The sequence below is a fragment of the Rhizobium sp. CECT 9324 genome, from assembly GCF_918741265.1.
In the GTDB taxonomy this organism is placed as follows: Bacteria; Pseudomonadota; Alphaproteobacteria; order Rhizobiales; family Rhizobiaceae; genus Allorhizobium.
The window spans coordinates 1,987,508-2,009,713 of record NZ_CAKKMZ010000001.1 but is presented as its reverse complement, the minus strand read 5'-3'; the positions used below and the strand labels follow the sequence as shown (position 1 = coordinate 2,009,713).

Genomic DNA, 22,206 nt, shown 5'->3' with positions numbered 1-22,206 from the left:
CCAAAGGATCCTGTCGTCAGTTCGCAGTCAGCGCCAGGGACTGGGCTGCTTGCAAGGCTGCGGAATAATTGTTCACCAAGTTGTCGACCGAAGCGCGCGTCACATCCATGATCGGAGCCGGATAGACACCGAAGAAGATGGTCAGCACGATCAGCGGGTAGAGAATGAGCTTCTCACGACCTGACAGATCGAGCATGGCCTTGACGCTTTCCTTCTCCAGCGCACCGAAGACGACCCGGCGATAGAGCCAGAGCGAATAGCCGGCCGAGAGAATAACACCGGTGGCGGCAAACAGCGCGACCCATGTATTGGCGCGGAAGACGCCGATCAGGGTGAGGAATTCACCGACGAAGCCGGACGTGCCCGGAAGGCCGACATTGGCCATGGTGAAGACCATGAAGGCAACGGCATATTTCGGCATGTTGGTGGCCAGGCCACCATAGGCGGTGATCTCGCGGGTATGCAGACGGTCATAGATGACGCCGACGCAGAAGAAGAGCGCGGCCGAGACGAAGCCGTGGCTGATCATCTGGAAGATCGCGCCCTGGATGCCCTGCGCATTAGCGGCAAACGTGCCCATGGTGACGTAGCCCATGTGGGCGACGGACGAATAGGCAATGACCTTCTTCATGTCGTCCTGCATCATGGCCACCAGCGAGGTGTAGATGATGGCGATGACCGACAGGGTGAAGACGAGCGGCGCGAAATAGTCGGAGGCCAGCGGGAACATCGGCACCGAGAAGCGCAGCAGGCCGTAGCCGCCAAGTTTCAGGAGGATGCCGGCCAGGATCATCGAGCCGGCGGTCGGCGCCTGCACGTGGGCATCGGGAAGCCAGGTATGCACCGGCCACATCGGCATCTTCACCGCGAACGAGGCGAAGAAGGCAAGCCATAGCCATGTCTGCATCTGCGGCGGGAAGTCATGGGCCAGCAGCTGGGAAATATCGGTCGTGCCGGCATCCCAGTACATCGCCATGATCGCGAGCAGCATCAGCACCGAGCCGAGCAGCGTGTAGAGGAAGAACTTGTAGGAGGCGTAGACGCGGTCCTTGCCACCCCAGACACCGATGATGATGAACATCGGGATCAGGCCTGCTTCGAAGAAGACGTAGAACAGCACGATGTCGAGCGACACGAAGACGCCGATCATCAGCGTTTCGAGCAGCAAGAAGGCGATCATGTATTCCTTGAGGCGCTTCTGGACCGAATTCCAGCTCGCCAGGATGCAGAACGGCATCAACAGCGTCGTCAGCACGACGAAGAGCATCGAGATGCCGTCGACGCCGACATGGTAGGCGATGCCGGTGCCGAGCCAGTCATGCTTTTCGACCATCTGGAAGCCGGTATTCGCATTGTCGAAGCCGATCCAGATGAACAGCGAGACGACAAAGGTGAAGACCGTCGTCAGCAGCGAGACATTGAGAATGTTGCGCCGACCAAGGGAAGTGTCACCGCGGGTGAGCAGCAGCAGCGCCACGCCAACCAGCGGCAGAAAGGTGACCGTCGAGAGAATTGGCCAGTCGGTCATCAGAAGGAACTCCCGAGCATCATCCAGGTAATAAGGGCGGCGACACCGATCAGCATCGCGAAGGCATAATGATAGAGGTAGCCGGACTGCAGGCGGACAACCCTCTGGGTCAGACCGGCAACAGAGGCAGCAACGCCGTTCGGGCCGTAAGCATCGATGGTGGCTACGTCACCCTTCTTCCACAGGAAGCGGCCGAGCGCCTTGGACGAGCGAACGAAGAGGAAGTCGTAAAGCTCGTCGAAATACCACTTGTTGAGCAGGAACTGGTAGAGCATCCACTGCTGCTCGGCGAGCTTCTTCGGTGCCGACGGGTTCTTGATATACATGTACCAGGCGGTGACGAAGCCGATGAGCATCGCGACGAACGGGCTGAGGGCAACCCAGGCCGGCACGTGATGGAACTCGTCCACCAGCTCGTTTTCCGGCAGGGTGAACAGCGCGCCCTTCCAGAAGTCGGCATAGTGGTGGCCGAAGAAATAGCCTTCGAACACGACACCGGCAAAGATCGCACCAATGGCGAGCAGGACCAGCGGCAGAAGCATCACCGTCGGCGATTCATGCACGTGATGCATGACGTCGGCCGATGCGCGCGGCTTGCCGAAGAAGGTCATGAACATCAGGCGCCACGAGTAGAAGCTGGTGAACAGAGCAGCAATCACCAGCATGGCGAAGGCAAAGCCCGCGATCGGCGAATGCGATGCATAGGTCGCTTCGATGATCACGTCCTTGGAGAAGAAGCCGGCAAAACCGATCGGCGTGAAGGGAATGCCGACGCCGGTAATGGCGAGCGTGCCCAGCAGCATCATGGCAAAGGTGACTTTGATATGCGGACGCAGGCCACCCATGTAGCGCATGTCCTGCTCGCCATCGACGGCATGGATGACCGAGCCGGCGCATAGGAACAGGAGCGCCTTGAAGAAGGCATGGGTGAACAGGTGGAAGATGGCGGCGCCGTAGGCACCGACGCCGAGCGCGACGAACATGTAGCCGAGCTGTGAGCAGGTCGAATAGGCGATGACGCGCTTGATGTCGTTCTGCACCAGACCGACCGTCGCGGCGAAGAAGGCGGTGATCGCACCGACCAGCGTGACAACGGTCAGCGCATCCGGCGACAGTTCGAACAGCGGCGACATGCGGGCGACGAGGAAGACGCCGGCAGTGACCATGGTCGCGGCATGGATCAGCGCCGAAACCGGGGTCGGGCCTTCCATGGCGTCCGGCAGCCAAGTGTGGAGAAGGAACTGGGCCGACTTGCCCATAGCGCCCATGAACAGCAGCAGGCAGGCGCCGGTCAGGGCGTGACTGCGGTCAAGCTGCATGCCGAAGAGGTTCATAACCACTTCCGGCGAGCCTGCACCTTCGGGCGGCAGATAGGTCTGGGCAGCGGCAAAGATCGTTTCGAAATTGATCGAACCGAACATGACGAAGACGCAGCCGATGCCGAGGATGAAGCCAAAGTCTCCGACGCGGTTGACGATGAAGGCTTTCATCGCGGCAGCCGATGCAGACGGCTTCTTGAACCAGAAGCCGATCAGCAGATAGGAGGCCAGACCCACGCCTTCCCAGCCGAAGAACATCTGCAGCAGGTTGTCGGAGGTGACCAGCATCAGCATCGCGAAGGTGAACAGCGACAGATAGGCAAAGAAACGCGGACGATGCGGATCGTGATGCATGTAGCCGATCGAATAGACGTGAACCAGGGTCGAGACCGAGTTCACCACGATCAGCATGACTGCCGTCAGCGTGTCGACGCGCAGCGCCCATTCGACATCGATGCCGCCGGACTGGATCCAGCGCAGGACAGGTACCTTGATGACTTCATGTGCTTCGTGGCTCATCGCCACGTTGAAGAAGACGATCCAGGACAGGAGCGCGACAATGATCATCAATCCTGTGGTGACGTATTCCGAAGCCTTGGCGCCGATCTGGCGACCAAACAGGCCGGCGATGAGCGCACCGATAAGGGGGAGAAAGACGATAGCCTTGTAGATCAGCATAGCCGTATCAGCCCTTCATCACGTTGACGTCTTCGACGGCGATCGAGCCGCGATTACGATAGAAGACCACCAGGATCGCAAGGCCGATCGCAGCTTCCGCCGCTGCCACCGTCAGGATGAACAGCGCGAAGACCTGGCCGACGATGTCGCCGAGGAAGGCAGAGAAGGCCACCATGTTGAGGTTGACGGCCAGAAGGATGAGTTCGACCGACATCAGGATGATGATGACGTTCTTGCGGTTCAGGAAGATGCCGAAGACCCCGAGGGTAAAGAGAATGGCACTGACCGTCAGGTAGTGGGAAAGACCGATTTCCATGATTTACGTTCCTTGACCTCGTGCTCGGCTCAGACGCCCTGGCCCGGCTTGACCTTGACCACCTTGACGGCGGTCTCGGGCGAGCGGGCAACCTGGCGGGAAATATCCTGCCGCTTGATGTTTTCGCGGTGACGCAGGGTCAGGACGATCGCCCCGATCATTGCCACCAGCAGCACCAAGCCGGCGATCTGGAAATAGAAGATGTAATGTGTGTAGAGCACGTCACCGAGCGCCTGGGTGTTCTGCCGTTCCGACAGAGCCGGGATCGGCAATGTAATTGCATCCTTGGCCGCAGGGCTGATGACGCTGCCGCCGATCACGAAGACCAGCTGGGCTGCGACGATCAGACCGATCAGCGATGCCATCGGCGCGTATTTTGCGGCACCTGCGCGCAGCTCGGTGAAATCGATATCGAGCATCATGACGACAAACAGGAAGAGAACCGCCACGGCGCCGACATAAACGACAAGGAGGATCATCGCCAGGAATTCAGCGCCCGTCAGCAGGAAGAGACCCGCCGCATTGACGAAGGTGAGAATGAGGAACAGGACCGAATGGACCGGATTCCGAGCCGATATCACCATGAAGGCCGAAGCCACGGCGACAATGGCGAAGAGATAGAAAAAGAGAGCCTGAAGACCCATGTTGGTGCCTTTTCATCTTCCCCCGGACGAGGGCCCTGCCCCGCCGCCCGATAAGACATGACCGATATCCCCACCGGCATGCCCGTTACAAACATCAATGCTCTGGCGGGGCCCAATGCCTCGCCCGAGCGACTTGATCCTAAAGGATCAGCGATACGGAGCGTCGAGCGCCAGGTTGCGCGCGATTTCACGCTCCCAGCGGTCGCCGTTGTCCAACAGCCGTGCCTTGTCGAAATAGAGTTCCTCGCGGGTCTCGGTGGCGAACTCGAAGTTCGGACCTTCGACGATCGCGTCGACCGGGCAGGCTTCCTGGCAGAAACCACAATAGATGCACTTCACCATGTCGATATCGTAACGCACCGTGCGGCGGGTGCCGTCGTTGCGGCGCGGGCCAGCCTCGATGGTGATAGCCTGGGCAGGACAGATCGCCTCGCACAGCTTGCAGGCGATGCAGCGTTCTTCGCCGTTCGGATAACGGCGCAGCGCATGCTCACCACGGAAGCGCGGGGAGATCGGCCCCTTTTCGAAGGGGTAGTTAATCGTCGCCTTCTGCCGGAAGAAGTAACGCATCGAGAGGAAAAACGCCCCGACAAATTCCTTCAGGAAAAGTGCGTTGATAGCCTGTGAAAGAGCAGCCATCCTAATCTCCTAATCAGCCGAGTTTCCGGGTGGACATGATCATGCCCAACCCATCAGCTTCAGCACGAATGCAACGATGACGACCATGGCGAGCGAGAGCGGCAGGAATACCTTCCAGCCCAGACGCATCAGCTGGTCGTAGCGGTAACGCGGAACGAAGGCTTTCACCATGGCGAACATGAAAAAGACCATGGATGCCTTGAGCACGAACCAGATGATACCCGGGACCCAGTTGAGGAACCAGACGTCGACCGGCGGCAGCCAGCCTCCGAGGAAGAGGATCGTGGTCAGCGAGCACATCAGCACGATGGCTGCATATTCGCCGAGCATGAACATCATGTAGGGGGTCGAGCCGTATTCGACCATAAAGCCGGCGACGAGTTCGGATTCGGCTTCAGGAAGGTCGAAGGGCGGGCGATTGGTTTCCGCCAGTGCCGAGATGAAGAAGATCACGAACATCGGGAACAGCGACAGCCAGTGCCAGTCGAGGAAGGATGCCGGGAGCCCCATCATCGTGCCAAGGCCGTCATGCTGCGCCATGACGATGTCGGTCAGGTTCAGCGAGCCGACGCAGAGCAGTACGGTGACGATGACGAAGCCGATCGAGACTTCGTAGGACACCATCTGCGCCGCAGAGCGCAGCGCACCGAGGAATGGGTATTTCGAGTTCGAAGCCCAGCCGCCCATGATGATGCCGTAGACTTCGAGCGACGAGATGGCGAAGACGTAAAGAATGCCGACATTGATATTGGCAATCACCCAGCCATCCGCGACCGGGACAACCGCCCAGGTGGCCAGAGCCAGCGTCACGGCAACCAGCGGCGCGAGAAGGAAGACGCCCTTGTTGGCGCCGGCCGGAATGACCGGCTCCTTGAAGACGAACTTCAGCAGATCGGCGAAAGACTGGAACAGACCCCAGGGGCCAACGACGTTCGGGCCGCGACGTAGCTGAACGGCCGCCCAGATCTTGCGGTCTGCGAGAAGGATATAGGCAATGAAGACGAGCAGGCAGACCAGCAGCAGAAGCGACTGGCCGATCATGATGGCCGCCGGCCACACATAAGTGGAAACGAAATTATCCATGGTCCCCTGCCCTTACTCTGCCGCAGCCTTGAAATTGTTGCGGGCCAATGCCGAGCACTCGGCCATGACGGCCGAAGCGCGCGCGATCGGGTTCGTCAAATAGAAGTCTTTGATCGGCGACGCAAACAGAGACTTGCCCATCTTCCCGGCTTTTTTCGCCAGTGCAGCAATATCGGCCGAAGAGCCCGGCGCGACTTCGTCGATCTCGGCGAAATGCGGGTAGGCCTCATAGAGCTTTGCACGGAGCTGGGACAGCGAATCGAACGGCAGCTTCTTGCCGAGCACGTCGGAAAGCGCACGCAGGATCGCCCAGTCTTCGCGGGCCTCGCCCGGTGCGAAGCCGGCGCGGTTGCCGATCTGGACGCGGCCTTCGGTGTTGACCCAGGTGCCGGACTTTTCGGTGTATGTCGCGCCCGGCAGAATGATGTCTGCGTTGTGAGCACCATTGTCGCCGTGGCTGCCGATGTAGACGACACATTTGGCGGTCTTGGCGGAAAAGTCGAGTTCGTCGGCGCCGAGCAGGAAGACGACGTCGAGCGACGACAGCATGGCGCCGGCGGCAACAGCGCCTTCGCCCGGCACGAAGCCGAGGTCGAGGCCACCGACACGTGCGGCGGCGGTGTGCAGGACGGAGAAACCGTTCCACTCGTCGGTCAGCGCACCAACGGCATTGGCAAGCTTTGCGGCATTGGCGAGAACGGCCGCACCCTCGGCACCGATCAAGGCGCCCTGGCCGATGATGATCAGGGGGTTCTTGGCAGCGGTCAGCTTTTCGACAAAGCTGTTCTTGCCGGAGACCAGTTCGGCCAGCGTCTCGGTGCCGGCACCGAGATACTCATACGGATAGCGCAGATCGCCAGCTTCGCCGATCACCGCGATCGGCAGGCCGCCACGACGCCAGCGCTTGCGGATGCGGGCATTGAGCACGGAAGCTTCGTAGCGCGGATTGGCACCGACGATGAGGATCGCATCGGCGGCTTCGATGCCTTCGATGCTGGCATTGAAGATGTAGCTGGAGCGGCCACGCGACGGATCAAGTGCCGCCCCATCCTGGCGACAGTCGGTATTGGCCGAGCCGAGCGAGGTGAGCAGCGACTTCAGCGCATACATTTCTTCAACGGACGCCAGATCGCCGGCAACGGCGCCGATCTTGTCCGCCGATGTGGAGGCAACAGCCGACTTGACCGCCGCAAAGGCTTCCGCCCAGCTGACCGGCTGCAGACGGCCATCCTTCTTCACGTAAGGACGGTCGAGACGCTGGGTCTTCAGACCATCCCAGATGAAGCGGCTCTTGTCGGAGATCCACTCTTCGTTGACCTGTTCGTTGACACGCGGCATGACGCGCATGACTTCGCGGCCGCGGGTATCGACGCGGATCGCCGAACCGAGGGCGTCCATGACGTCGATGGATTCGGTCTTGCCGAGTTCCCACGGACGGGCGGTGAAAGCGAACGGCTTGGAGGTCAGCGCGCCGACCGGGCAGAGGTCAACGACGTTGCCTTGAAGCTCGGACGTCATCGCCTGCTCGAGATAGGTGGTGATTTCGGCGTCTTCGCCACGGCCGATCAGGCCGAGTTCGGCAATGCCGGCGACTTCGGTGGTGAAGCGGACGCAGCGCGTGCAGTGAATGCAGCGGTTCATCACGGTCTTGACCAACGGCCCGATATACTTGTCTTCGACGGCGCGCTTGTTCTCGGTATAGCGCGAGCTGTCGATACCAAACGCCATGGCCTGGTCCTGCAGATCGCATTCGCCACCCTGGTCGCAGATCGGGCAATCCAGCGGGTGGTTGATCAGCAGGAATTCCATCACGCCTTCGCGGGCCTTCTTGACCATCGGCGTGTTGGTAAAGACTTCCGCCAGTTCGCCGTTCGGGCCACCGCGGATATCGCGCACGCCCATGGCGCAGGAGGCTGCCGGCTTCGGCGGGCCGCCCTTCACCTCGACAAGGCACATCCGGCAATTGCCGGCGACCGACAGACGTTCATGGAAACAAAAGCGCGGGACTTCAGCGCCGGCTTCCTCACACGCCTGCAACAGCGTGAAATGATCCGGAACCTCGATCTCTTTGCCGTCGATCTTCAGCTTTGCCATATTCGCCTTCCTGCCTCACGCGCACCGCGCACTTTGCCGGAGATTTCTCTTCCGACCGGCTCAGCGCCCATCCGCAGATGTTGCGCCCTCGCCCGTTCATTTCCCCCGGTCAGCCCCGTCGCCACCGCGCCGTCCGACCGTAACCTTATTTGCCTGAGCGGACCTTGCCGCCCGAAAGACGGCGGGCCTGCCCCGCCCAATCATCCCGCAGCACACGGCCGTCGAGACCAATATCCTTGTCCAAGGCGGAAAGCGCCTCTTCGCCGAGATCTGCAATCTGGGCAAACCGGCTGATGCCCCTGCCGATCAGAACCTGCTCGAGCTTCGGGCCAATGCCTTCGATCTTCTTCAGATCGTCTGCCTTGCCAGAGGCTTTTGCCTTGGCTTTCGCCACTGGCGCCGGAGCCGGCTTGTCACCGGCCGAAACCTTGGCAACCGGTGTTTTCACCGCAACCGGCTTGGACGGCGCCGGCTTCGCCACAACACGCTTCGCGACCTTGACCGGAGCCGCTTTGGTTTTCGCCTGCGGCTTGACCGACGGCTTGGCCGCTACAGGCCCTGTCGCTTCAGTCGAAACCTGCGGCTCGGATTCCTCGGCAGCCTTGCGATCTTCCTCGATCTTGCGCGCCAGTTTGCCGGACGCATCCATGGCGCCCTGCAGCGAGCCGAAGAACAGGTTTGTCATATGCGTCGCAAGTCCGAAGCCAATCGCGGTTGCTGCCGCCATGGCTGCTGCCGGATTGCTCATCAGCGGGTTCAGTGTTTCTGCCAGACGCGCGGCATCGACCGGATCAACCGGCTTGCCTTCCCCCGTCTTGTCAGAACCGCTGACCATCGCTCCAGACCCTTCGTTCGCCTTACTCGGCGGCTTCCATGACGACGCCATGTGCAATGGCGTTGCGTGTATACTGATCGATGCGCGCCTCGATTTCCGGACGGAAATTGCGGATCAGCCCCTGGATCGGCCATGCGGCCGCATCGCCAAGCGCACAGATGGTGTGCCCTTCGATCTGTTTGGTCACCTGGAACAGCATGTCGATTTCGCGCTTCTGGGCATTGCCCCTCACCATGCGTTCCATCACCCGCATCATCCAGCCTGTGCCTTCGCGGCATGGCGTGCACTGGCCGCAGCTCTCGTGCTTGAAGAAGGCCGAGATACGCCAGATCGCCTTGATGATATCGGTCGACTTGTCCATGACGATCATACCGCCGGTGCCGAACGAAGACTTCACTTCGCGAAGACCGTCGAAGTCGAGCACGACATCCATCATGTCCTCAGCCTTGACGACCGGGCAGGATGCGCCGCCGGGAATTACAGCGAGAAGGTTGTCCCAGCCGCCGCGGATGCCGCCGCCGTGTTTCTCGATCATTTCGCGGAAGGTGATGCCCATGCTTTCCTCAACCGTGCAGGGACGGTTGACGTGGCCGGAGATCATGAAAAGCTTGGTGCCGACATTGTTGGCGCGGCCGAACGAAGAGAACCAACCGGCACCGCGGCGCAGGATCGTAGGGGTTACCGCGATCGACTCGACGTTGTTGACCGTTGTCGGGCAGCCGTAGAGGCCCATATTGGCCGGGAACGGCGGTTTCAGGCGCGGCTGGCCCTTCTTGCCTTCCAGGCTCTCGAGAAGTGCCGTTTCCTCGCCGCAGATATAGGCGCCGGCGCCGTGATGGACGTAGATGTCGATGTCGTAGCCGAGCTTGTTGTTCTTGCCGAGCAGGCCAGCGTCATAGCACTCATCGATCGCCGCCTGCAGTGCTTCACGCTCGCGCATGAACTCGCCACGGACATAGATATAGGCCGCATTGGCGCCCATGGCGAAAGACGCGATCACGCAGCCTTCGATCAGCGTATGCGGATCATGGCGCAGGATGTCGCGGTCCTTGCAGGTGCCGGGCTCGGATTCGTCGGCATTGACGACGAGGTAATGCGGACGACCGTCCGATTCCTTCGGCATGAACGACCACTTGAGGCCGGTCGGGAAGCCGGCGCCACCGCGGCCGCGCAGACCCGAGTTCTTGACCTCGTTGATGATCCAGTCACGACCCTTTTCGAGGATCTGCTTGGTTCCATCCCAATGGCCACGTGCCATGGCACCCTTCAGGGACTTGTCCTTGAGGCCATAGATATTGGTAAAGATGCGATCCTGATCTTTCAACATATCACTTTACCTCTCAGCGCGGCTTCTTGCCGAAGACTTTGATGTATTCGGCTTCGCCGCCCTTGGCGAGCGCCTTGGCCTGCTTGACCCAGTCGTCACGCTCGATGCGTCCGGAGAACTTCAGATAACCATCGACCCATTCGCGCTCGGCCTTCTTCCACTTGGAAATCTGCTCGAACTTGTAGATGCCGAGACCGTTCAGCGTCGCCTCGATCTTCGGACCGACGCCCGAAATCATCTTCAGGTCATCGACTGCGTCCGGCTTTTCGATGCCGGCCGGGCGGTTCTTGTCTTCCAGCGAAGGCTTTTCGCTACGAGCCGTATCGGCATTGTCGCCCTTGACCTTGATGTTTTCCGCTGCAGCCTTCTTGTCGGTTGCGGGGGTCTTCAGCTTGGCATCGGTTTCCGGAGCATCGGTGACCGGCTTGGCAGCATTGGCCGGCGGCACGGATGCAGTCACGGCAGGTGCCGGTGCGGCTTCGACTTGTGCGGCCGGTGAATCCTGAAAACGGATCGGCTCGATCGGCTCGATCAGCGCGGTCGGACCGCCTGCTGCGGCGGAGAAGACGCGATCGATCTGCGGGCCGGGCTTGATATCGGAGCCCTTGCCTGCATCAAAACGGTCGATGATGTGCTCGAGCTGGGTCGGCGTCAGGTCTTCGTAGCTATCCTTGAAGATCATGATCATCGGTGCGTTGACGCAGGCGCCCTGACACTCGACCTCTTCCCAGGACAGCGTTCCCGATTCATTCAGTTCGAACGGATCGTGATGGATCTTCGACTTGCAGACCTTGATCAGGTCTTCTGCGCCGCGCAGCATGCACGGCGTGGTGCCACAGACCTGGATGTGTGCACGGGTGCCGATCGGCCGCAGCTGGAACTGGGTGTAGAAGGTCGCGACCTCCAGCACCCGGATATACGGCATGTCGAGCTTTTCAGCGACGAATTCAATCGCCGCCTTCGTCACCCAGCCATCCTGCTCCTGCGCCCGCATCAACAGCGGGATGACCGCCGATTGCTGGCGGCCTTCCGGGTATTTGCGGATGGTGGCGTCAGCCCAAACGGCATTTTCCGCATTGAAGGAAAAGCCTGCCGGCTGAAATTGCTCTTCGGCTAGTCGACGAACGGACATACTTCCTCACGCCTTGTATCAGTTTATGGAACCACACCGCGTATTCGTCACATTGGCGAATTCGCAGGCATAGGCCGACTTATCTTTCTGCAGGAACACGAACAGCTTCGAGCCGGTCCAGGACGAGCTCTTGATTTCATATCCCTGCTTGATGAGATTTGCCATCGATGCCGATGACTTGCTCGCCGTCACGTCGCTTTCCTGCGCCACCGCAGCGGAGGCACAGACAAAAGCAGCGATCGCGACAAGGGTCTTCAGCATCAGCGGTCAACTTCCCCGAACACGATGTCCAGCGAACCCAGGATGGCGGATACGTCCGCCAGCTGGTGGCCGCGGCAAATGAAATCCATCGCCTGGAGATGGGCATAGCCCGGGGCGCGGATCTTGCAGCGATACGGTTTGTTGCTGCCATCGGAGACGAGATAGACGCCGAATTCGCCCTTGGGCGCTTCAACGGCCGCATAAACCTCGCCCTCGGGCACATGGTAGCCTTCGGTGTAGAGCTTGAAGTGATGGATCAGGGCTTCCATCGACCGCTTCATCTCGCCGCGCTTGGGCGGAACGACCTTGCCGTCCAGCGCCGAGATCGGGCCGACCCTGGCATCGCCGAGCAGACGATTGACGCATTGCTTCATGATCTTCACCGATTCGCGCATTTCGAACATGCGGATCAGATAACGGTCGTAGCAGTCGCCATTCTTGCCGACCATCAGGTCGAAGTCGAGATCGGCGTAACATTCGTAAGGCTGGGACTTGCGCAGGTCCCAGGCGGCACCGGACCCACGGACCATGACACCGGAAAAGCCCCAGGCCCAGCAATCATCAAGGGTGACAACGCCGATATCGACATTGCGCTGCTTGAAGATGCGGTTGCCGGTCAGAAGATCGTCGATATCGTCGAGGGTCTTCAGGAACGGATCGCACCATTTGCCGATATCCTCGACCAGTTCGTGCGGCAGATCCTGGTGAATGCCGCCGGGACGGATATAGGCCGAGTGCATGCGGGCGCCACAGGCGCGCTCATAGAACACCATCAGCTTTTCGCGCTCTTCGAAACCCCAGAGCGGCGGCGTCAGCGCACCGACGTCCATCGCCTGCGTGGTGACGTTCAAAAGATGCGACAGGATACGGCCGATTTCCGAGTAGAGAACGCGGATCAGCTGGCCGCGGATCGGGATCTGCAGACCGAGCAGCTTCTCGACGGCCATCGAATAGGCGTGTTCCTGATTCATCGGCGCGACATAGTCGAGACGATCGAAATACGGCAGCGCCTGGAGATAGGTCTTGGTCTCGATCAGCTTTTCGGTGCCGCGATGCAGCAGGCCGATATGCGGGTCGACGCGCTCGACGATTTCACCGTCGAGTTCCAGCACGAGGCGCAAGACCCCGTGTGCGGCCGGATGCTGCGGACCGAAATTGATGTTGAAGTTGCGGACGTTGTGTTCTGTCATGGCCCAAACCTTCCGCTTAACTGGTCGCCTTCTCATCGCCCGGCAGCACGTAATCCGTGCCTTCCCATGGCGAGAGAAAGTCGAAATTCCGGAATTCCTGCTTCAGTTCGACCGGCTCGTAGACAACGCGCTTGGCATTGTCATCGTAGCGGACTTCAACAAAGCCGGTGGTCGGGAAGTCCTTGCGCAGCGGATGCCCCTCGAAACCGTAATCGGTGAGGATGCGGCGCAGGTCCGGATGGTCGGTAAACAGGATGCCGTACATGTCCCAGGTCTCGCGCTCGAACCAGTCGGCGCCCGGGAACACAGGACAGGCCGACGGAACCGGCTTGAACTCGCCGGTCGCGACCTTGATGCGGATGCGCTGATTCTGGCGCGGCGACAGCAGGTGATAGACCACCTCGAAGCGGTCTTCGCGCTTCGGATAGTCGACGCCGCAGATGTCGATCAGGTTGACGAACCCGCACTGGACATCGTCGCGCAGGAAAGTCAGCAGCGAGATGATGTTTTCCGCCTTGGCGGTCAGCGTCAATTCGCCATAGGTGATTTCGCTCGTCGCGATCAACGCGCCGCGCATTTCCTTGAGGTAGGATGCCAGCTCGTTCAGGGCTTCAGTCATTCTCTTGTCCCTTCGCCTTACCGCTCGATCGTTCCGGTGCGCCGGATCTTCTTCTGCAGCAGCAGCACTCCGTAAAGAAGCGCCTCTGCCGTGGGGGGACAGCCTGGCACATAGATATCGACCGGCACGACGCGGTCGCAACCACGCACGACGGAATAGGAATAGTGGTAATAGCCGCCGCCATTGGCACAGGAACCCATGGAGATGACGTAGCGCGGCTCCGGCATCTGGTCATAGACCTTGCGCAGCGCAGGCGCCATCTTGTTGGTCAGCGTGCCGGCAACGATCATCACGTCCGACTGGCGCGGCGAGGCGCGCGGCGCAAAGCCGAAGCGCTCGACGTCGTAGCGTGGCATAGACAGCTGCATCATTTCGACGGCGCAGCAGGCGAGACCGAAGGTCATCCACATCAGCGAGCCGGTACGGGCCCAATTGATCAGCTCGTCGGTCGACGTAACCAGAAAGCCCTTGTCGGCGAGCTCATTGTTGATCTCGCCGAAGAAGGCATCATCGCTGCCGATGGGCTTGCCGGTATTGGGGTCAATGATGCCCTTGGGCTGCTGGGCGACCAGCGTGTTGGACTGGATCACTCCCATTCGAGCGCCCCCTTCTTCCATTCGTAGATAAAGCCGATGGTGAGCACAAAGAGAAAGGCCATCATCGACCAGAGACCAAACCAACCGATTTCACTGAAGGACACGGCCCATGGAAACAGGAAGGCCACTTCGAGATCGAAGATGATGAAGAGGATCGACACCAGATAAAATCGGATATCGAACTTCATGCGCGCATCATCGAAGGCGTTGAAGCCGCATTCATAGGCCGAAAGCTTTTCCGAATCAGGCGCCTTGTAGGCAACGGCAAATGGCGCGATCAACAGCGCCAGGCCGATGACAAGGGCTATACCGATGAAGATGGCGATCGGAAGGTAGGAACTGAGAAGTTCAGTCATCATATCACCCTGCTTGTCTCTAATGCCGGGAAGCATCTGGGGCGGAGCCGACAAGCCGAAAGAGAGTTGTAACGAGCCGTGGTTAGCGCAGCCTGTCGGTCAGCGCAAGTCCAACCAAAGCCTTTTCACCCGATACCCGAGCACACCTTACCAGCGGGTAAAATGGGTGTCGCGCGAAATCCGCTTTAGATATGATTGAAAACAAATTTAATTCGGGAAAGAGGAGGAGTGGCGCGAGTGACGGGGCTCGAACCCGCGACCTCCGGCGTGACAGGCCGGCACTCTAACCAACTGAGCTACACCCGCGCATTTTGGATACCTTGATATCCGATCTCCTCGGCAGCCAAGTGACTGCCCTGCTTTTGCTTTTTCTGGGAATGGCGCGAGTGACGGGGCTCGAACCCGCGACCTCCGGCGTGACAGGCCGGCACTCTAACCAACTGAGCTACACCCGCGTATTTCCAGATGAGGAGTAAAGCGCTCCTCGCCGAGCGGGCTAACCCGTTCGATGAGCGGCTAACTAAGGCGTTCGTCTGGGAGTGTCAAGCAGCTTTCAAGACAAAACTGCGAGCAAGTCATTTTTATCCAAAGCCCCCTTCCCGACCCCGATCATGCATTCGGGTTCGCGACAACGGGACGCAGGGCAAGGCTCCCAATTTTCCGGGCTTTTTCACAAGAGCCCGATGAACCGCCAGTAAAAAAAACAAAAAAACTTCACAAACGCTCTTGCGGATTTTCGCCGATCCGCATAGATCACGGCCACCGACGCGGCGGACATGATCCGGTCAGCGAGCGGGCGATTAGCTCAGTTGGTAGAGCGCCTCGTTTACACCGAGGATGTCGGCGGTTCGAGTCCGTCATCGCCCACCATTTCTCACCCTAGTTTAATTTGATTGCTTGACGTTTTGCTTCTTGAGCAACCGTATTCGCATTGGGCCGGGCGGGTATCGCTCCACTTCAAAGGCACCTGCCTTTTTCACCAACTCGCTCAGTTTCTTGTATCCGTAGGTTCGCGGATCAAAGTCGGATTTCAAGTTGGAGAGTTGCGTGCCTAAAGCACCCAGATGGACCCAACCGTCCTCGCTCTCCATGTTTGCTAGTATCTTCTTGATAATCGGGGTCGCCGCGCTCGGTGGCTTCAGCGGCAACGCCGGCTTCGAATCGCTATCGGAGACCACCTGTTCCACGAGATTTTCTGTATAAATGAACCGGCGGCACGCCTGCCTGAAACTTTCGGGTGTCTTTTGTTCGCCGAAACCGAAGACATCGATGCCCTGCTCTCGAATCCTTGCTGCTAAACGCGTGAAATCGCTGTCGGATGACACGAGGCAGAAGCCGTCGAGCCGACCGCTTAGCAGCAGATCCATCGCGTCGATCACCAATGTGATGTCCGAGGCGTTTTTGCCCGAAGTGTAAGCGAATTGCTGTTGGGGGATGATCGCGTGCCGCGTGAGGACGTCCGTCCACCCCTTCGACCTCGCATGGGAAAAGTCACCATAGATTCGCCGGACGCTTGCCTCGCCGATTTGCGCTATTTCTTCAAACAGTCGATCGGCAATTTTTGATGATGTATTGTCGGCGTCGATCAGGACAGCCAGGCGCGGCAGACGAATATTTGCGGCCAATTCCATAAGCTCCTTTGTCTCTGAGACTTACCTCAGATAATCAGCCTATGGTGCATTTAGTGACGGCGCATGCAAAGCAGAGTTGTTTTTCTCGGTAAACAACTGGTCATCAAACGAGCGGTCAGAAAAAAGCCCGCCGGAGCGATCCGACGGGCTTTCGACTTGTCTGCGCCTCAAACCCTCAAGCAAACGGCTCGGCCGGCCCCCTCGCCGGGTCGGTGAACCAGTGGGCACCGGCATCGCTCATGTAGATGTGATCCTCGAGCCGGATGCCGTAGCGGTCGGGGAAGACGATCATCGGCTCGTTGGAGAAACACATGCCGGGCGCGAGCCGGGTCTGGTTGCCGCGCACGATATAGGGTTCCTCATGGATCTCGAGGCCGAGGCCATGGCCGGCGCGATGCGGCAGGCCGGGCAGCCGGTAGTCCGGGCCGAGACCATGGCTGGCGATCAGCGCACGGGCGGCATCGTCGAGGCTGCCGCAGGTGGCACCGAGCTTTGCCGCATCGAACACCGCCTGCTGGGCTGCGCGCTCGATCGCCCAGTTGCGGGCAAAATCGGCATCGGGCGTATCCAGCACATAGGTGCGGGTCAGGTCTGAGTGGTAGCCGTCGAGCCGGCAGCCGGTATCGACGAGGATAACGTCGCCGGACTGGTAGGTCTGCTCTCCGTCTGCGCCATGCGGGAGCGAGGTCGCCGCCCCGAAAGAGACGATGCAGAAGCTGGAGCCGCCGGCAGCGCCCAATTCACGGTGCTGGTCGTCAATGAAGCGCACGACCTCGGAGGCGCGTATGCCGGGGCGAATGAAGGCATAGGCCCGGCGATGCACTTCGAGGGTGAGGTTCATCGCATACTGAATGATGGCGATCTCGGCATCGGACTTGCACAGGCGGATATCGCGAATCAGCCGTCCACCGTCCAGGAGCCGGTCAGGGCCAAGTTTCGAAGCCAGCGCATGATAGATAAACAAAGGCATGGCATCGTCGAGTGCCAGCCGATCGCCCTGCCCCAGCAGCCGTGCCACGCATTCTGCGCCGCTTTCGTCTTCCTGCCAAAGAGCGATATCGCCATCGAGCTTGGCGAGCGTCTCGACCTTGCTCTGCTCGAAGCCGGGAACGATGTAGGTGAGCCCGGTCTGCGTCACCAGCGCGCCGACCAGGCGCTCGCTGGCGTGCCAGACCATGCCGGTGAAGTAGCGCAGGCTTTCGGTCGAGCCGAGCAGAAGCGCATGGACATTGGCCGCCTGCATGGCAGCGCGAAGCCGGGTCAGCCGCTGCTCCCGCTCAAAATTGGCGATCGGGGCGGGACGAAGGGAGGCAGTCATGGCAATTCCTTGGAGAATATCAAAGATGGTGGCGTCAGAGGCGCGGCATGGACACGGCGTTGCCATAGGCGCGGGAGACGTATTCCTGGATCTGGTGGACGATCTGGGCGGCATGGGCGGTCGCCAATTCATCGGCGCGCTCGACATCGCCGCTGACGATCGCCCGGATCATGTCCTCGTGCTCATCGACGTATTGGCGCGGCAGGCGATCGTCGAAAGTCGAGTAATACAGACGCAGGATTCGCCGTCCCTCGTCGAGCAGCCGGGCGAAGAAACTGGTGTAGTAGCCATTGCCCGCACGCTCTGCGATGGCGACATGAAATTCGCGATTGGCCTCGATCATGGCAAAGGCGTCCTGGGCAGCGACAGCCTCGGTGAATTCGCGCTGGCGCCTGTGGATCATGTCCATGCCGGCCTTGCCGCTCTTTTGCGCAGCACCTCGGGTGGTTACCCGGTACATCAGCGTCAGAGCCTCGAAATAGGTCGGCAGGGTGGAAAAATCGATGACGGCGACGATCGTGCTGCGATTGGGCAGCGTCGTGACCAGGCCCTCCGAGGCCAGCCGCAACAGAGCTTCGCGCACCGGCGTCCTCGACATGCCGAAATGTTCGGCCAGCGTCACCTCGTCGAGCGGGCTTCCCGGCGCCCGGGCCATGGCCAGAATGTCCTGGCGCAAGGTGCTGTACACCGTCTGGCTGCCGGAGCCGCGTGCACGCGCTCCTTCGACCACATTGCCATCCTTGATCTCTTCCATCGCACCCATCCGCTTCGTCGCACCTTACCCGGCGCCATGAGCCGCCGGATGTGGATCAAGCTCATCCGGCTTCCCGGGAGAAAGTCAAGGTCGGGACGAAGCGCAAGCCGACTGCCTGGTGTCAGGGTTGCGGTAGATCGAGCGTATGGCGAAGACGCCGGTGCTCTGCTTCATCGAGCGAAAAGCGCCACATGATGGCAATGGCGGCAAGTTTGGGCATGATCGGCAGCCATGCGTAAAGACCGCCGAGGACCGACAGCGCCGGACCGGTCTGGGTGGCGTTCAGGTCGCCGACGAAGCCTGCCAGATCGAGAAGCGGAAAAACGACGCCGGCCGAAAGGGCGACGGCCAGCTTGGTGATAAAGCTCCAGGCAGCGAAGTAAAGACCCGATCGCTGTTCGCCGGACCGGGCCGTATCATTGTCGATCACGTCTGCCTGGATGGCCGGCGGCAAGGTCAGGTCGAAGCCGAGCAAGAGGCCCGTCGAAACGCAGACGACGGTGAAAAGAATGACGTCCCCCTCCCCGAGGAAGCCGGCGGCGGAAAAGATCAGGCAGGCAGCGAGCATGGCGAGAGACCAGGCACGATGTTTGCCCAGCCGCGCCGCGCACCAGACAGCCAGCGGAATACCGGCAATCGCACTTAGGAAATAGGCAAATAGCAAAGGGCCTTGCAGTGCCGGCACACCAAGCCGCTCGCCGACAAAGTAGATGAACAGCGACGCCGGCACGGCATTGGCAAAGCTGTTGAGGAGGAACGCTGCCGCTAGGCGGAGAAAGGGGCGATTGCCGGCCAGGTGCTTCAGGCTTTCACGTAGCGACAGACGACGTCGGGAGACGTCGGTCGGTTCGGGGACCATCGCCACGGTCGTCAGGCCGGCAAGCGGCAGGACGATCGCAATGAAGACGGCGATCCACGCCAATCCGTGAAAACCCTGTGCCGTATCGAGGCCACCGATGAAAGGCAGCGAAATGGCGAGCAGCGAGCCGATCAGCGTTGCCCCTTCCCGGAATGCCGACAGCCGGACGCGCGCCTGATATCCCGTCGCCAGTTCGGCGCCCCAGGCGGTATACGGCAGAAGCGTCCAGGTGGCGCCGATCGACAGCGCCGTGCCCCAAAGCCCGAGATAGGCGAGGCCCGCATCCTGCGGCGGCCAGAACAGCATGAAGGCGGCAAGCGCGGTCAGCGGCAGCGACAGGGCGAAAAAGATACGCCGGCGACCGTGGCGATGGGCAAAACGATCGGAGAGCCAGCCGAAAAGCGGATCGGTCACCGCATCGACCAGCCGGATCGCCAGCAGCACCGCGCCGATGGCGGCAAGTGAGATACCGAAGTTTCCGGCATAGAATGTGGGAACGACAATATAGAACGGCAGGGCAATGGCGGCGAGCGGCACTGCGGGCAACGCATAGAGCGCCAACAGACGCTTTGCGGGCATAACCTCATCTTGGGAAGAAGTCATCGAGATCGTCATGGAGGCCTCGCCAGTGCGGTCGCAAGACCGAGTTCTGCAAGGCAATACGGTCTGGACGTTGATCCGGTTTTCAGCCGATCACGGCGAGGCCCCGTTCGACCGGCTCAGATGACCGATGCAAGCTTGAACACGGGCTGCAACTGACGGCGGAACGGGAAGAGCAAAAGTTTGATCACCTGACGGATGGCAAACAGCGCAAGGCTTGCGGCAAGGCCCGCCAGTGCTGCAGTGAGCGCGTAGAGTTCCCAGCCGATCGTCAGCAGGCTGCGGCCGAGAAATTTCATCACCGCCGTGGTGCCATCGCCGAAATGCAGCCCGACACGCTGCAGCCGGCGCAGGTCGGACGGTCCGTCCGCCAGCGACAGCGCCTGGAACGCCGCGCGCGGGCCACCGGCCGTGCCGATTTCCCCCAGAGCGCGCGCGTCATCGACGAGGCTGCTCGCCGCTTTCGGGTCGATGACACGAGCGGCGATCGTGCGGGCGCGCGACAGGCCCAGGGCGCCCTCGTCGGCAGCCGTGGCAATCTCCCGGCGCAGGAGCTTGGTATCGACCACCCGGCCGGCGGTTTTCGTCAGATAGGCTGCGAACGGACGGCTCATCCGGCCGGCACGGCGGACATTCTTGACGACGGCAAGTCCGGCATCGGCGACACCGGCTGCGCCCGCCGTGCCGTAGGTCGCAGCCGTCAGACCAAGCCCGACACCCGACAAGGTGAGCAGGACCGGATCATAGTCGCCACCGCCGACAAGTTTCAAACCTTCGACGGAAAAGTCGCGCAGATCGCCAAAGCCGATGAGATCGCTGGTGACCGAGCCGGCAATCTCTGAACCGCTGTCTATCGAACCAAAGACAAAGCCGTTTGCCACGCCACTGCCGGTGACGAATGCCCGGCGCAAAAGCGTACCCTCGGCACGTTCGCCCAGATCCATCGGCAGATGGTGCCCCTCCTGAACGGCCAGTTTGTAGAGACTTCCGGCATAGTCATAGTCATCCGCGGCAACGGCAGTCTCGATCTCGTTCCGGAACGCGTCCGTCGAGGCGAATGCCAGCCGGTACTGCGCGAGCGAGACGGGATCGACAAGGCCAAGCGCGAGGCTGCTGCGATAGACGGGCAAGGCCGCCTCCCAAACGGCAAAGCCCGCGATGCAAAAGGCCGCCAATCTTGCGAGGCGCAGGAGTGCATAAACAGGCATCATATCTCGTCGATCCGGCCGGAGCGTTCCACAGTGTAAGCGCCTACCCCCCGTTCACGGTGTTTTTGCGACGTGACACGGTGTTCGCCGTTGACCCATGCCCGCCCCTGCGCCAATTGGTAGCCGCAACGACATTTCAGGGAGATATTCATGAGACAACATGCTTTTGGCCGCACAGAATTTACGGTGAGCGATATCGGTTTCGGCGCCTGGCAGATCGGCGGGTCCTGGGGAGAGGTCTCCGAGGCGGATGGTCGTGCCGCGCTTAATGCAGCGCTTGATGCTGGCATGACGTTCATCGACACCGCCGACGTCTATGGCGACGGCCGGTCGGAGCGGATCATTGCCGACGTGCTGAAGGCGCGCGGCGGTAAACGGCCGATGGTGGCATCCAAGGCAGGACGTCGGCTCAATCCGCATGTGGCGGACGGCTATACCAAGGCCAATATCGAAGCCTTCATCGATCGCTCGCTGCAGAACCTCGAGATCGACAGCCTCGACCTGGTGCAGTTGCACTGCCCGCCAACCGAGGTCTACTACCGTCCCGAGATGTTCGAGGGTCTTGAAGAGATCCGCAAGGCCGGCAAGATCAAGCATTACGGCGTGTCGGTCGAAAAGGTCGAGGAAGCGCTGAAGGCGATCGAATATCCGGGTGTCGTCAGCGTCCAGATCATCTTCAACATGTTCCGCCAGCGCGCCGCCGGGCTGTTTTTCCAGGAAGCCAAGCGCCGCAACGTTGCGGTGATCGCGCGCGTGCCGCTGGCAAGCGGACTTCTTTCGGGCAAGATCACCGCTGCCACGCAGTTTGCCGCCGAAGACCATCGCAACTTCAACCGCAATGGCGAAGCCTTCGATGTCGGCGAAACCTTTGCCGGCGTGCCGTTCGAGACCGCGCTTGCCGCTGTCGAGGAAATCCGAAAGCTGGTGCCGGCCGGCAGCACCATGGCTGCATTCGCGCTGCGCTGGATCCTCATGCACGAGGCGGTCACGGTCGTGATCCCCGGTGCGCGCAACGGTGAACAGGCCAAGGCCAATGCCGCAGCGTCAGACCTTGCCGCGCTTTCCGCAGACGTCATGGCGGCCGCCAAGGACACCTATGATCGGCTGATCGCACCGCATGTGCATCATCGCTGGTAGTCGCAGGGCCAAGACCTGAACGAAAAAGAGGCCGGGTGAGCGATCACCCGGCCTCTTCTGATTCAGATGGTGGCAGATCCGC

General features: G+C 60.5%; 21 protein-coding genes and 3 tRNA genes. 2 read left to right on the top strand and 22 right to left on the bottom strand.

Going from position 1 to position 22,206, the window contains the following annotated elements; all coding sequences use genetic code 11:
- Positions 1 to 16 precede the first annotated feature (16 nt).
- The 17 genes from LQ231_RS09945 to LQ231_RS09865 all read right to left on the bottom strand — a co-directional run bounded on the left by LQ231_RS09945 (position 17) and on the right by LQ231_RS09865 (position 15,072).
- Positions 17 to 1,528, bottom strand: coding sequence for an NADH-quinone oxidoreductase subunit M (locus LQ231_RS09945; protein ID WP_113141001.1), 1,512 nt, complete (start codon positions 1,526 to 1,528; stop codon positions 17 to 19).
- Positions 1,528 to 3,525 (bottom strand): NADH-quinone oxidoreductase subunit L, encoded by a 1,998-nt coding sequence (gene nuoL, locus LQ231_RS09940; protein ID WP_162742595.1) that lies wholly within the window; start codon positions 3,523 to 3,525, stop codon positions 1,528 to 1,530. Before nuoL ends, LQ231_RS09945 begins: the two co-directional genes overlap by 1 nt.
- Before the next feature lie 7 nt (positions 3,526 to 3,532).
- A complete protein-coding gene (gene nuoK, locus LQ231_RS09935; RefSeq protein WP_113141000.1) occupies positions 3,533 to 3,841 on the bottom strand; it encodes an NADH-quinone oxidoreductase subunit NuoK in 309 nt (102 codons plus the stop codon).
- A 29-nt stretch (positions 3,842 to 3,870) separates the two neighbouring features.
- Positions 3,871 to 4,485: an NADH-quinone oxidoreductase subunit J gene (locus LQ231_RS09930; protein WP_230171224.1), complete on the bottom strand. Its 615-nt coding sequence runs from the start codon at positions 4,483 to 4,485 to the stop codon at positions 3,871 to 3,873.
- Positions 4,486 to 4,632: 147 nt separating this feature from the next.
- A complete protein-coding gene (gene nuoI / locus LQ231_RS09925) occupies positions 4,633 to 5,124 on the bottom strand; it encodes an NADH-quinone oxidoreductase subunit NuoI (RefSeq protein WP_007599695.1) in 492 nt (163 codons plus the stop codon).
- A 39-nt stretch (positions 5,125 to 5,163) separates the two neighbouring features.
- Positions 5,164 to 6,207, bottom strand: coding sequence for an NADH-quinone oxidoreductase subunit NuoH (nuoH, locus tag LQ231_RS09920; RefSeq protein ID WP_113140998.1), 1,044 nt, complete (start codon positions 6,205 to 6,207; stop codon positions 5,164 to 5,166).
- Between the two features lie 12 nt (positions 6,208 to 6,219).
- Positions 6,220 to 8,301: an NADH-quinone oxidoreductase subunit NuoG gene (gene nuoG / locus LQ231_RS09915; RefSeq protein ID WP_230171223.1), complete on the bottom strand. Its 2,082-nt coding sequence runs from the start codon at positions 8,299 to 8,301 to the stop codon at positions 6,220 to 6,222.
- Positions 8,302 to 8,446: 145 nt separating this feature from the next.
- Positions 8,447 to 9,136, bottom strand: coding sequence for a hypothetical protein (locus LQ231_RS09910; RefSeq protein WP_230171222.1), 690 nt, complete (start codon positions 9,134 to 9,136; stop codon positions 8,447 to 8,449).
- 22 nt (positions 9,137 to 9,158) lie between these two features.
- Positions 9,159 to 10,463, bottom strand: a complete 1,305-nt coding sequence (nuoF, locus tag LQ231_RS09905; protein ID WP_230171221.1) for an NADH-quinone oxidoreductase subunit NuoF — start codon at positions 10,461 to 10,463, stop codon at positions 9,159 to 9,161.
- A gap of 13 nt (positions 10,464 to 10,476) precedes the next feature.
- Complete coding sequence (locus LQ231_RS09900; protein WP_113140994.1) at positions 10,477 to 11,595, bottom strand: NADH-quinone oxidoreductase subunit E; 1,119 nt, start codon at positions 11,593 to 11,595, stop codon at positions 10,477 to 10,479.
- An 18-nt stretch (positions 11,596 to 11,613) separates the two neighbouring features.
- A complete protein-coding gene (locus tag LQ231_RS09895) occupies positions 11,614 to 11,856 on the bottom strand; it encodes a hypothetical protein (protein WP_113140993.1) in 243 nt (80 codons plus the stop codon).
- Positions 11,856 to 13,046, bottom strand: coding sequence for an NADH-quinone oxidoreductase subunit D (locus LQ231_RS09890; protein WP_113140992.1), 1,191 nt, complete (start codon positions 13,044 to 13,046; stop codon positions 11,856 to 11,858). The genes LQ231_RS09895 and LQ231_RS09890 overlap by 1 nt, the downstream gene beginning before the upstream one ends.
- A gap of 16 nt (positions 13,047 to 13,062) precedes the next feature.
- Positions 13,063 to 13,665: an NADH-quinone oxidoreductase subunit C gene (locus LQ231_RS09885; RefSeq protein ID WP_113140991.1), complete on the bottom strand. Its 603-nt coding sequence runs from the start codon at positions 13,663 to 13,665 to the stop codon at positions 13,063 to 13,065.
- Positions 13,666 to 13,682: 17 nt separating this feature from the next.
- Positions 13,683 to 14,261, bottom strand: coding sequence for an NADH-quinone oxidoreductase subunit B (locus tag LQ231_RS09880; protein ID WP_007601786.1), 579 nt, complete (start codon positions 14,259 to 14,261; stop codon positions 13,683 to 13,685).
- Positions 14,252 to 14,617 (bottom strand): NADH-quinone oxidoreductase subunit A, encoded by a 366-nt coding sequence (locus LQ231_RS09875; RefSeq protein ID WP_037073464.1) that lies wholly within the window; start codon positions 14,615 to 14,617, stop codon positions 14,252 to 14,254. The genes LQ231_RS09880 and LQ231_RS09875 overlap by 10 nt, the downstream gene beginning before the upstream one ends.
- 229 nt (positions 14,618 to 14,846) lie before the next feature.
- Positions 14,847 to 14,923, bottom strand: a tRNA-Asp gene (locus LQ231_RS09870).
- Positions 14,924 to 14,995: 72 nt separating this feature from the next.
- Positions 14,996 to 15,072 (bottom strand) — tRNA-Asp (locus tag LQ231_RS09865).
- Between the two features lie 339 nt (positions 15,073 to 15,411).
- Here LQ231_RS09865 and LQ231_RS09860 point away from each other — a divergent pair.
- Positions 15,412 to 15,487 (top strand) — tRNA-Val (locus tag LQ231_RS09860).
- A 14-nt stretch (positions 15,488 to 15,501) separates the two neighbouring features.
- Here the strand turns inward: LQ231_RS09860 and LQ231_RS09855 are convergent.
- The 5 genes from LQ231_RS09855 to LQ231_RS09835 form a co-directional block, all read right to left on the bottom strand.
- The gene (locus tag LQ231_RS09855) at positions 15,502 to 16,248 is read right to left on the bottom strand and encodes an NYN domain-containing protein (protein WP_230171220.1); all 747 of its coding nucleotides are present in this window, start codon (positions 16,246 to 16,248) and stop codon (positions 15,502 to 15,504) included.
- A gap of 175 nt (positions 16,249 to 16,423) precedes the next feature.
- Positions 16,424 to 17,566, bottom strand: a complete 1,143-nt coding sequence (locus LQ231_RS09850; protein WP_230171219.1) for a Xaa-Pro peptidase family protein — start codon at positions 17,564 to 17,566, stop codon at positions 16,424 to 16,426.
- A gap of 34 nt (positions 17,567 to 17,600) precedes the next feature.
- Positions 17,601 to 18,320: a GntR family transcriptional regulator gene (locus LQ231_RS09845; protein ID WP_230171218.1), complete on the bottom strand. Its 720-nt coding sequence runs from the start codon at positions 18,318 to 18,320 to the stop codon at positions 17,601 to 17,603.
- Positions 18,321 to 18,441: 121 nt separating this feature from the next.
- Positions 18,442 to 19,758, bottom strand: coding sequence for an MFS transporter (locus LQ231_RS09840; RefSeq protein WP_230171217.1), 1,317 nt, complete (start codon positions 19,756 to 19,758; stop codon positions 18,442 to 18,444).
- A gap of 140 nt (positions 19,759 to 19,898) precedes the next feature.
- Positions 19,899 to 20,990: a hypothetical protein gene (locus LQ231_RS09835; protein WP_230171216.1), complete on the bottom strand. Its 1,092-nt coding sequence runs from the start codon at positions 20,988 to 20,990 to the stop codon at positions 19,899 to 19,901.
- A 147-nt stretch (positions 20,991 to 21,137) separates the two neighbouring features.
- On the opposite strand from LQ231_RS09835, the gene LQ231_RS09830 reads away from it, so the two are divergent.
- Positions 21,138 to 22,124: an aldo/keto reductase gene (locus LQ231_RS09830; protein ID WP_230171215.1), complete on the top strand. Its 987-nt coding sequence runs from the start codon at positions 21,138 to 21,140 to the stop codon at positions 22,122 to 22,124.
- The last annotated feature ends 82 nt before the right edge of the window (positions 22,125 to 22,206 follow it).